We start from the raw sequence: 12,362 nt of genomic DNA, 5'->3' as shown, positions 1-12,362 counted from the left end.
TATGACTGACGGATATATCTATAGACTTGCTCGAAGTATTCAAAAAGGCAATACCATTTTATTTGCTGGAGCAGGAGTGTCCCGTAATCTGTCGCTTCCTTCTTATGGAGAATTAATCGATCAATTAGGCATGGAGTTGGGCTTCGATCCAGAGATATTTTGGAATTTAGGTAATGATGACTACTTGTCTCTAGCAGAATATTATGTTCTAGAAAAAGGCTCATTAACTCCACTTTTAGAAAAATTCCAAAGTAAATGGATTGTCAGTACGGATATGGTCAAAGCCTCAACAGTTCATGAATTGTTGGTACAGCTGAATTTCCCGATCATATACACGACGAATTATGATAACGGATTAGAAATGGCTTTTGAAGAATATGCTCCTAATATTAATTGTCGCAAAATTTCTGATGTAAAGGATATTGCGAGAAGCAACGGGTGCGACACACAAATCATAAAGTTTCATGGTGATATGGAAACCAAAGATGAATCGACTATTGTTCTAACCGAGTCAAGTTTCTTTGACCGGCTAGATTTCGAGTCTCCTTTGGATATAAAGTTTCGTTCTGACATACTAGGAAAATCGATACTTTTCCTGGGCTACAGCCTGAGCGATATTAATCTCCGAGTGCTACTTTATAAGCTGAACCAAACTTGGAAAACCTTCGATTCCTCTAACGTTCGTCCTCCTGTATATATGTTCCTGACAAGCCCTAATCCAATTCAGGAGCGTATTTTGCAGGCTCGTGGCATCACACCTATTATTTCTAGTATTCCGGATCCTCGTGACGGTACGATTTTATTTTTGAAGACATTAGTTGAACAAACTACTAAACTAAAATCATCAATTTAAAAGATAATACATTGATTACGGAAGGGAAGATTAATAAATGAATTCAGCAACAACAGTAGGAATACAAGACGGAACAATCATTGGTGCAAAAGCACTTGGTAAACAAGTTTATAAAATTATGCCAACTTACGATCTCTTATTGGAACAATTAAAAGAAATTCGTGTAATTGCTTCCAAACAATCTCACGATCAAAACCAGCCGAATGAATTAAACAAACAGGATTTTAATAATACTGTTGGGATTTTTGGCCCAAGGGGGACTGGGAAATCATCTGCACTTTATACACTGCGAGATAAATTGTCCCAGAACAAGTTTAATATTTTGCTACCATTAATCGAGCCAGATAACTTTGGGGAAAATACGAAAATTATCGGTTCAATTGTCGGCTTGCTATGTGAAGAAGGCAGAAAGCTTCTACAATTATTGAAGAAGGTATCGGTTGTATCAGATAGACTTGGTTCATATTTTAATAACGGAATATTAAAACCAAATAACCCGCTCAAACAGATTATGGATGAAACGATTGAATATCACCTCTACACTGAGCAGCGATATCGGGATATTTTAGGCCAAAACTATGCCGATCTCGCAACTCACATTCGTAAATCTGAACGTTTACTGATTCCTGATATTGAGTTTAAAAAAAAGCTGATGATTTTAATAGATACTATTATTTTTGTGAAAAAGTATCTAATTGACGATAAGCAGAATAAAAACGTGGATTTGACAGTAGAATTCGAAACTGATGATGTTCTAATTTACATATTCATTGATGATATTGATTTAAAAACCTCCAAAACTCGCGAATTGATGGATGCTCTACTACAATACACTAATCATCCTAATATCATCACTGTTCTGTCAGGAGACTATGAGATTTTGAAAGAATCATTGACTCTTGCCTTGTTGCAAGATGAACCTTTACAAGAGCTAGGATTAAAGGCCCTAAGCTCATTAAAAGTTGTAGAGCGAGGCAATGACACAGAAAAAACAGAAAATTTTACGATATTAAAAAGAAAAACCGATCTAGCACATGAGTATTTGAAAAAGATTATTCCACCTGCGAGACGTCACCAACTTGTAAAATGGAACGAGAAAAGTATCCCAAAATTTGGTTTTGATAACGAGACGCTCTTGGATCAATTAGTTAAATTGTTGGGCGAATGGTCCATATTTAGTTACATGGATAAGGGGAAAAACGCAATTTCATGGAGCTATAGAATCTTTGATGAACGACCGCGAGGAATAATAAATGCTTTTTACCAACTAAATCAATTGCTTAATGCAAAGCAAGATAAAGAATCAAAAATGCCAGAGAAACACTTCCAACTAGTTAAAGCATTCGTTGATACATTGATTTTATCCAATACTAAACTGCTGCCTCAACAAGAATTTATCTATGAAGAGTTTTTAATTTGGGGGAGCGATGCAAAAAGTTCAAACATTCAATATGATGTATTAGGTGAGATGAATAATAAAGTAATACTAGAAAAAGAAACTGAGGACTTACGTGTAGTATTATATGTGATTAGTGAACTAGTCAGAAAGTTATTGCCTGATATTTCACATGAAAGTGAGAGCTATTTCAACTGGCGGAAACAAGTAATGAATGATTTATTGATTCAGCCAGATGAGATAAAATTGAAAATAAAAAATAGGCAAAAATCAGAAACAGAAACAGATGTACTAATGTACTACTTGAACAGAAACCAATATTCAGACTTTCGTTTGTTTTTCCTGGTTGAGGCAATCGCAGTCTTTGCAGAACCTGAGATTTCTTCATTGTTGGCTGAATTAATATCCAATACACATTTAAAGCTGTATTATAAAACCAGATGGGATTCGAACGACGCTCAGGCACAAGATGAATTTGTTATCAATACGATTCACACATTATTACTTCAAGAAGATGAAATGAGAAATACGCAACAAGAGGAGAAGTCTTCCTATCTGCTTGAAACACTCTACCATCACGCGTATTACAATTCGGATACATTTAAAAGTAAATTGGCGAATTTCTGTCTTAATCTTCTAGAGTCTTTATGTGCAGAAACAGCAGAAGTTGTTAAGGCAGAACGTCAGTTTAAATTAATAATGAATGAATGGGATACGGCTCTTAAGAAAGCTAAAGAAGGAGAGGACAATCCAATAAAATGGAGTGAATATATGGATTTACAAATTAAGAGATCTTTATTCTTGAACTCCATTATTTCCATAACAAAAATGAAAAGTATAGACTATAAATTTAAAGAAAATTCTTCTGATATTGGCCACACGCTTAGCGTTATCAATAGAAAAAGTGAAAAGACAGGAAAAGTACCAGAGGCAGTCTACTCAACATTAGAGAACCGGATAAAAAATTTCGCAAAAGAAATTAGGACAAGATTTTCTCAAAAAGAAATGACAATCGTAATTGATGAGTTAGATCTAGAAGTACAAGATTATTTCTTAAATAGTAATTCAGGCGTAAGCTTTACTAAGTATGATGAAGCTAAATTCGCCTTTACTAAGATTCTTAATACAAATCACTTTAAACTATACAGTACTAATTTGGGTATAATTGAAAGATTATCACAGAACAATAGAGTTTACTATGGTAGACAAGAGGCTGCTATTTTACTTCCGATATTGAAGAATGCTTCCAAATTTTCAACTGAAAACTTTACTGATCTAGAGAAGGTTACTTTACAACAATATGCTGTATATGTCGGAGCAAATCAAACCGAAACGACCTTTAATGAGTACGAAAAAGCAAAGAAATTCATTAAGGAAAAACTAAAAGAAGCTCACAGTCAATTGCAGAAAAAGACGCTAATGGATATCCAAGGATACAACTTTAATGTTGATGATATGGAAAGTGATAAACTTTCTAATGAAGCTATTGATGAAATTAATAATGATGATCATTATATGTCAATATATGTTAAATCTAAGAATTTAGGAAATTCAATTAATGATTGATAAGATCACGCTCCTTATCAACATTTCACTCTTCCCTTTTCAGAATCTCCGTTTTCTTGGCCAGCATGATATTTTGGATGCTTTAGATTGTAACGAAGAGGAAGGTGAGTTGGGAATAGAATTTCGTCAAAAAGCTCAAAGGGATCTGTTGATAAAGATTCAGCATGAAACTCTTCGAAAAGCACGTCCCAAAAGCATGGATGAAATCAATTTACTAATGAAAAAATTTTATCCGATGCTATGTAATGACGATGAAGCCCTACTCGCAGGTTTTCTTTCCCCTGCATATAAATACTCAATTTCTATAGAAAAAAAATTATACTTGCACTATTTTGAAATATTAGGGGAATTTGGTGATTCTCTATTATCGTATCGTGACGGAGATGTTGTGTTCAAGTATTGGAAGAATGATGTGACTAATGAGAAGCAGTGGAAGTTTATTGATTTCATGGAGAACTACAAGGGACAAGATAAGGTTCATTTTTTTCATGCGATCAGTCGGTTTATCCCGCTTGATATGATTATTATGTTGCATTTTATAAAAAATGGTTTGCACGATCCAATTCAACTTCATGAATTCTATCAGCATGTCAATCTTGCTGATGCAGCGCTTGATGATATCTTACGTCGAGGAGTTTCAGAAAACCATATTCATGCTTCAGCCGCTTTTAATTTCTCCATCTTGTGGCAGGCTCTAATGAATGGGCGCTTTGAGCCAAGGTATCTAAAGGAGTTCCAGCCCAATCATCTCGCAGCTTCAATTGATGTAGAGTCTTATATATTGACAGCTAGACTGCTCCGATTGGTCATGGCGCTTTATCTAAAAGATCAAGTTTACAATAAACATCCTGATGCTCATCATACGGAATCAGATGTGGGTGAACATCTGTCGTTACTTGTATGGTTGAGAGAGCATTTTTTAGAGGAAGATCCTGAAACACTGGACCTACTATTGAATCTACTTAAGGATCGAGAATGTAAACTTCCCGAATCAGAAGAAGTAAAACGTGCTATTGATCGAGTCAGACTTGCACTAACAGTAATTGAGGAACCGGAGCCTTCAGACTTTATTTTTAGTATTTTCTCAAATCATCGCGGGGTAAAGACGTATGGAGAAAATATTTTCTTACATCTTGTTATATTGTATAAACATTTAATCCAACAGTCATCCTCACAAAATGAGAATTTTGAACAGTTTTTCCGAGCCTTTTTCGTTTATGTGTCTATTAAGAATGAGTTTTACCAACAAGTGACTCAGCCTACTGTCATGCATGGTTTAGATTTCTTTCGGGGCTATTTTGATCGAGCTACAGACGGTATTGTTAAGAATGGGGACTACTATAAAACGATGCTGCGAACGTTATTTCAAGATCGTTATTTAAAAAAAGTAGAGCTACGGATTTCAATTAAAGACGACTTGCACACGAATAAGCAGATCCTATTAGAAATTTTAAAATCCTATCGAGAAGTAATTCAAGAGGACTACGGTGTTCTGGATGATCCTCAGGTAGAGTTCCCATTACTTGGTATCGTTTATCACCTCATTAAGCGACCGGATAACTCGAACAAAGACTTGTGGCTGTACGATGAAGAAAGAGAACATACGCTAAAGAATGCATTACACTTTGGAGATTTACAGGAACAATATATCAAGCAGGTGCAGCATTTGCAGGAACTACGTAAAGTTGTACCAATGGCTACGAACTTTATAGTCGGTCTGGATGCAGCGAGTCTTGAAAATAACACTCCTGTACAGGTGTTCGCTCCAGTATTTGAGGAAGCACGAGACAGTAAGTATGACGCTCTACGCATCGTCGATCCGGAAGGAAACATTTTGCCTAGGCAAAGTTTGTTTTTTACTTTTCATGCAGGAGAAGATTTTCGTCATTTAATAACTGGGCTTCGCCGCATCGATGAAGTTGTTCGATTCTGTAAACTACATGCAGGAGATCGGATTGGGCATGGAATAGCTCTAGGTGTCGATATTTCTGAGTGGGTACGAAATAATCCTTTAGTTATTTTGCCTCGTGGGGAATATTTGGATAATTTACTTTGGATCTGGGGAGTCTACAGTAACACACCGAAACTTCAGATGGAGACACTAGTGTATCTCGAGCGAACGATAGATCGTTTTGCTGCAGAACTGTTTAGTGAAGTTGTTTCAGTTGGGGATCTACGAATTCCAGTGTTATATCATGTTTATGAAAGAAGATTTAAGCGGCTTACCAAAGAAGTTATTGATCTTCAGCAATCAAAAGATAAAATGGAAGATCCACAGGAATATTTTCTTAAGATGAAACTGCAAGATAAATTGTTTGTAGCTTATCATCAAGAAGCAACATTAAGAAAAATGGAAGAACCAATCTATGTCACGTCTAATGAAATTGAGCAGATAATGATGAAAGATATGCAAGATTATCTGATTCATAAGATTGCTGCCAGTGGAATCATCATTGAGGTCAACCCATCGTCTAATGAAGCTATTGGCGAGATTAATTCAGTGTTTGGCAATCAGCTCTTCAAGTTGCAGTCTGCAGGTAATCCTGAGCTATCTAATGTTCTCGTCAATGTAAACTCCGATGATCCGATGGTCTTTAACACAAATGTCAGTAATGAACTAGTACTGATGTATTATGGAATGCTTCAACAAGGAATGGGGCGTGAAGCTGCTCTTGATTGGATTGAGAAGCTGCGCAAAGCAGGGATGGACACTTCTTTTATCCGCGGGGCTAGAAGTCGTAAGCAGTACCTTCATGTTTTAAATATTACCATTACTGCTTTGGAAACATACGCTTCTTCAATATAAAGCAATTTCGAAGCCAATTATGTGGTGTGATGTTTAAAACAATATCTATATATCTAATCATACAGTCGATTATATTATTACTGATAAAACTAAAAAGACAGGGGGTCTTTTCTCTAAAAAGAATCCTGTCTTTTTCACTTATGTCCAAAGGGTAAGCAATCAGTGACAACTAATGAAAAGCATATATATAAATTACTGGAGGACGACATTAGATATCACCGACCCTGAAAAGAACACTACACTATTTGTCTTAAAATGGTCGATACAGAGAAAAGGATGGAGGTTAAGAACAGTTTTTTTATTCAGAGAGTTACCAAGCGAATATTGATTCAAAAATTAAGTTTGTTTTGGATTAAAAATATGTAATGCTAATATATGCTATGAACACAAAGTCTTTGCTTGAAAACAGATCTTTCTTACAGAAATTAATTAAAATTACAAAATAGTCTAGTATTCTTTGTTTGAAAATCATTAAAATAGTGGTTTGAAGACTTTGAAAAGATGCAGAGCAAAGGAATAAAGGTGATTGTTGTTCTTGGACTGTATCGTTGTTCTCGACATTTCGCGCTGCCTTGTCCTGATATTAGTAAGAGTGGGAAACTACAAAAAAAGTGTGAGTGCAATTGAACCTTCGTTATACAGCTAGGAATAAATCTACCATCTTAAAATTCACTTTGAAAAAACCTAGATTATTTGTTAGTAAATTAATGTCCTGTAACTACAAACGGTCTAGGGGTAAATTTAGATTTGGGAAGAAAGTTCAATAGATCTAAACATGCATCCAATTATTAATTGTTGTTCAACAAAAGTAAGGGGACTTGTATCCATGCGAAAGTAGTCTTTAACTATTGGAGGTGGTGCTCATGAATGATATGATTTTTTCGTGGAAAAGATTCTGGTGTCCACGAACAAGTACAATCAATTTATCTGATGGCGGTTATCTTTACGATCCAGAATCTGAATATGGACATATATATAATGAACACGTCATCCCTTTCGATAAAATAACTCAGATTCCATGTTTAATACTATTAGGGGAACCTGGAATAGGTAAAACTGCAGCATTAAAAAGCATTAAGATTGCGGAAGAACAACATACTATTAAAATTAATCTTCGTTCATATGGGAGGGAAGACCGCTTAGTTCGAGATATTTTTGAGAATCCGTTGTTTGAGGGCTTCCTAAAAGGCGAACATCATTTGCATATTTTCTTAGATAGCTTGGACGAATGTTTACTCCGTTTAGACTATGTAGCAGTTCTATTGGCTGAAGAGTTTAAAAAATATAAATCTCACCCAAATTTGAAGAATCTTTTTTTAAGAATTATCTGCCGTACAGCAGAATGGCCGAGTTTACTTGAACGAGAATTAGCAGAATTGTGGGGGAAAGAAAATATCCAGATCATGGAGCTAGCACCTTTACGTAAAATAGATGTTTATAATGCAGCAATTGAACTAGGGATTGATGCTGAGAGGTTCATGGATGAATTACGAGAGAAAGAAGTTATTCCTCTTGCAATTAAACCAATCACATTAAAGTTTCTATTCAATCTTTTCATTCGATATGGTAGCTTTCCATCGACACAAAAGGAACTATATTTACAAGGTTGTGAGCTTCTCTGTGAAGAAACTAATGAAAGTAGAATTACTTCTCGATATACAGGAAGAATGAGGGCTAAAGATCGTTTAAAAGTAGCATCGCGTATTGCTGCTATGATGATATTCTCTAATAAATACGCTGTATGGAGAAGTATCAATCTTGGTGATGTTCCTGAGGAAGATATCACTATTAGTGATATTACAGGTGAGCATCTGCAGCAGATGAGTAGATCAATTGTGATTCCAGAAACAGAAATCACAGAAACTCTTTCTACTGGCTTGTTTTCTTCAAGAGGGCTAAACCGCTTTGGCTGGGCACATCAAACATATGCAGAGTTTCTAGCAGCGTTGTACGTTACTCAAAATGAAACGTCCCTTGTGCAAATAATGAGTTTGATTAAACATCCTAATGAAATTGGTTCCGACAGAAAACTGGTACCACAGCTTCATGAGGTATCATCTTGGATAGCAACTATGAATTCAGAAGTATTTCGTCAAATCATAGTCTGTGACCCGCAGGTACTGCTTAGAAGTGATATTGTAAGTTTGGAGGATGAGGATAAAAAATCTTTAGTTTATGCTCTGTTAGAGCAGTATAATGAAGAAAAAATTAAAGAATGGGATTTTGATGAATATTTTCATAAATTAAAATATCCTTTTCTTGCACAACAAATTAAACCATACATGTTAAATAAAAATTATAGTTATGCTGCGCGGCGCGCAGCCATTCGTATAGCAAGAGTGTGTAAAGTAAGCGTTCTACAGGATGATTTACTGAAAATTGCTTTAAGTCAGGATGAGGACTATCAAATTCGAATCCAAGCAGGTTATGCTTTATCTGACTTAGCAAGTGAAGAAACTAGAAAATTCTTATTTCCATTATTAAAATTCGACATAGGAGACGATGCTGACGATGAGTTGAAAGGTGCAGCACTTCGTGCACTATGGCCACATCATATATCTGCTAAAGAACTATTTTCAGTCCTAACTTTACCTAAACGAAAAAATTTAATTGGACTATACAGAATATTTTTAAAGAATGATGTTTTTAATAAGCTTCAACTTGAAGACTTACCAGCAGCATTAGAATGGGTTTTAAGATATGCTGAAAGCTACGAATTTGATTCTTCAATTGATAATTTAGTGTATGGAATTCTAAACAAAGCAGGCCAACATTTGAATATGAATGATGTCCTTATTGCTTTTACTGATGTTATACGTGCACGACTGGTATATTTCGATAATTTCAGTTATATCACAGACTTATTAGAAGACATCGATACTCGTAGGACGCTTCTTTTTTCATTGTTAAATTCAATTACTGAGAAAAGAGCTCTAATCTCATCTGGAATGACTACACTCGTCAAATCAGAAGATTTCTCCTGGATGATCAAACAGCTCCAACATGTCACAAACCGGGAAGTCAAACAAAATTGGTGTAGCTTGATAAAAAGAACATTTAATCCGTCTAATTTTGAGCAGGTAAACTTACTTTATTCTGCTCTTGATAATGATACAATGTTAGCTGAGTATTGCCATGTTTTTTTTCAAAGCGTTCCTTTAGATTCTGAACAATCACGCGAATTAAAAGACAGCTATGCCATTACAACAAAAAGTCAGGACTCAAAAGATAAGTACAGACAAATCCCACCACCTATTATGGAAAGAATTTGTCTCCGTTTGAATGAATTTGAGGAGGGGAATTTAGATGCATGGTGGCACTTAATATGGACTTTAAGTTTTACTGAAGAGAATAAGCATGGGGTAGAATTTGAACCAAATATTAAAACATTACCAAACTGGAGTATGGTTAATGTAAATGATGAAGTGCGAATTGTAAACGCTGCAAAAAAATACGTGTTAGAGAAAGATTCTGAAGCCTATAATTGGTTTGGAACGGATGCTTGGAACAGACCCGCGATGGCAGGTTATAAAGCTTTGAGACTGATGTATGAAGAAGACGCTGATTTTTTATCATCCTTGACGTCTTCTCATTGGGAAAATTGGTCTCCAGTTATTTTTACGCAGGTGGAAATGTCAGAAACTGAAGAATCAACTATACAAGCACATTTAGTCAAGTTAGCTTACAGCAAAGCTCCTCAAAAAGTGATTTCAGATTTGGTGCAACTTATTGATATAGAGAATCAGCAGCATGCTAATGTGTTTATTATTAGTAAAATGAAGTACTCTTGGGATACCCGATTGGGTGAAGTGGTTCTAAATAAATTGAAAACTCAGAATTTAATGTCTGAATCAATGAAGAGATTACTTGAAACTTTGCTTCAACATAAGATAGGTGGAGCAGAGGATTACGCTAGGTCATTAATTAAACCGGAGTTCTTAGTTAATGAAGATTCTCGTAAACTAGCTATAATTTCTGCTGTTGTATTATTAAATAACGTTCCAATAATTGCTTGGGATACTGTATGGGTATTAAAAGAGACTTATCCCGATTTCGTTCAAGATGTTTTAATATCTTTTTCAGGCGAATTTGAAAGATATAAATTATTACAAGTCTTATCAGAAATAACACTTGCTGACCTTTATACCTGGTTGGTAAAAAGATTTCCACCTATAGAAGACCCTAATCATGATGATGAAGAAATGGCACACTGGGTGGGACCTCGTGAAGAAGTTGCTGATTTCAGAGATGCAATTTTACGTTATTTAACAAATAAGGGGACCTTAGAAGCTTGTGAACAAATTGCAAGGATTGTCTCAGAATTGCCTGAACTTCCATGGTTGAAATGGAACCTCCTTGAAGCACAGAGTACCACACGCCGTAACACATGGTTCCCACCAACTCCTATAGAAGTCATCCGACTAGTGGAAAATAGGCACAATAGACTGGTTCAAAGCGGAGAGCAATTAATGGAAGTTTTAGTCGAATCACTTACTAGGCTGGAACAAAAATTACACGGACTTACACCGGCAGTAGTGTGGCTGTGGAATGAAGTTGGAAAAAAGGTATACCGACCAAGAACTGAAAACGAATTTTCCGATTATGTGAAACAGCATTTAGAAGAGGACTTATTAGGAAAAGGTATCGTTGTTAACCGAGAAGTTGAAATACGGAGTAGCACAGGATCACTACCTGGAGAGAGAACAGATATTCATGTTAATGCAATATTACCAGAAAGGTCAGGGGAAATATCTAGAGTCATTACTGTTATTATCGAGGTTAAAGGAAATTGGCATCGTGAGCTGTTTCAAGCAATGGAAACTCAATTAGTAAATAGGTATTTACAAGAAGATAAATGTAAGTATGGATTGTATTTAATAGGTTGGTTTGAGAGTTCGAGATGGGATGAAAATGATCGTAGATCAGCAATTCCATCAAGTGGATTACAAGCAACTAAAGATAAACTCTCAGATCAAGCTAACAGCTTGTCAAAAAAGGGGAGGGATGTCAGATCATTTGTTATGAATCTATATCTTTAACGTAATAACGAGATGTATTGACTTAGTGTGTATTAGTCTTAAAAAACTGAAATAGATGCATAGATTTAGGATTCAAGCCCCTTAAGGGGCTTCTTCTCTCCTTATTTTGCTACAAAAATCAAGGAGATCTAATGTCTCCTTTACTGTCTGATTTACCAACCATTATTTGAAATATCGGAAGTTATTTTTCCTTTAAATTATCCATTTATATACGGAATAATCATATGTTTATCTCTGTCATATATATGCTTTGTAGATTACATATTTTGGATTTGAGAGCAGACAGTTGTTCAGAACTTTATAGAGCTTTAGAATTGCTCTGGTGCTTCGATTATCCGGGAGCTTCAGGGAATATAGCCATATTCCTCTGGAGGGCTGTAGAGGAAGGCCGGAATTTTGCAAAAGGTTATCCGATAGAACGGGATGTTTATGGTCGCCGGAGAATGTCTCCCGCGGAAGCTCAGGCAAAAGTAATGTCGGATCGAAGACGAGGTTACGGAAATCGGTGAAAGTGCTGAATCTTGCTATTAATTTCACTTTTCTTGCCTCATCTTTGTAAACATACATTACCATCTTCTTCACCCTATCTACAAAATGCTTTTGCATCAGCTAAAGCCCTCATACCTAGCGTTAAGAATTCTAAACACATATATCATGACATAGAGCTTGAAGATTTTTCACAGACGAACTAAGTGTGACTAT

Annotated in this window: 4 protein-coding genes; all 4 read left to right on the top strand. The window is 35.6% G+C overall.

Translation table 11 applies throughout. The features are described from left to right. Position 1: 1 nt before the first annotated feature. The 4 genes from MKY28_RS31250 to MKY28_RS31235 all read left to right on the top strand — a co-directional run bounded on the left by MKY28_RS31250 (position 2) and on the right by MKY28_RS31235 (position 11,660). On the top strand, positions 2–853 hold the full coding sequence (locus tag MKY28_RS31250; RefSeq protein WP_340938450.1) for an SIR2 family protein: 852 nt from the start codon (positions 2–4) through the stop codon (positions 851–853). A gap of 37 nt (positions 854–890) precedes the next feature. Then, on the top strand, positions 891–3,815 hold the full coding sequence (locus MKY28_RS31245; protein WP_340938447.1) for a hypothetical protein: 2,925 nt from the start codon (positions 891–893) through the stop codon (positions 3,813–3,815). Then, positions 3,808–6,621, top strand: coding sequence for a hypothetical protein (locus MKY28_RS31240; RefSeq protein ID WP_340938444.1), 2,814 nt, complete (start codon positions 3,808–3,810; stop codon positions 6,619–6,621). Before MKY28_RS31245 ends, MKY28_RS31240 begins: the two co-directional genes overlap by 8 nt. A gap of 863 nt (positions 6,622–7,484) precedes the next feature. Beyond that, on the top strand, positions 7,485–11,660 hold the full coding sequence (locus tag MKY28_RS31235) for an NACHT domain-containing protein (RefSeq protein ID WP_340938442.1): 4,176 nt from the start codon (positions 7,485–7,487) through the stop codon (positions 11,658–11,660). Positions 11,661–12,362 lie beyond the last annotated feature (702 nt).

Origin of the sequence: Paenibacillus sp. FSL R5-0473 (assembly GCF_038004565.1) — a bacterium.
GTDB lineage: Bacteria > Bacillota > Bacilli > Paenibacillales > Paenibacillaceae > Paenibacillus > Paenibacillus amylolyticus.
The sequence above is the reverse complement of the archived record's forward strand: the minus strand, read 5'-3'. Positions and strand labels throughout refer to the sequence as shown.

Bases quoted from the DNA above. Each gene is read 5' to 3' on its own strand.
- MKY28_RS31245 (WP_340938447.1), top strand. From the start codon at position 891: ATGAATTCAGCAACAACAGTAGGAATACAAGACGGAACAATCATTGGT.
- MKY28_RS31240 (WP_340938444.1), top strand. From the start codon at position 3,808: ATGATTGATAAGATCACGCTCCTTATCAACATTTCACTCTTCCCTTTT.
- MKY28_RS31250 (WP_340938450.1), top strand. From the start codon at position 2: ATGACTGACGGATATATCTATAGACTTGCTCGAAGTATTCAAAAAGGC.
- MKY28_RS31235 (WP_340938442.1), top strand. From the start codon at position 7,485: ATGAATGATATGATTTTTTCGTGGAAAAGATTCTGGTGTCCACGAACA.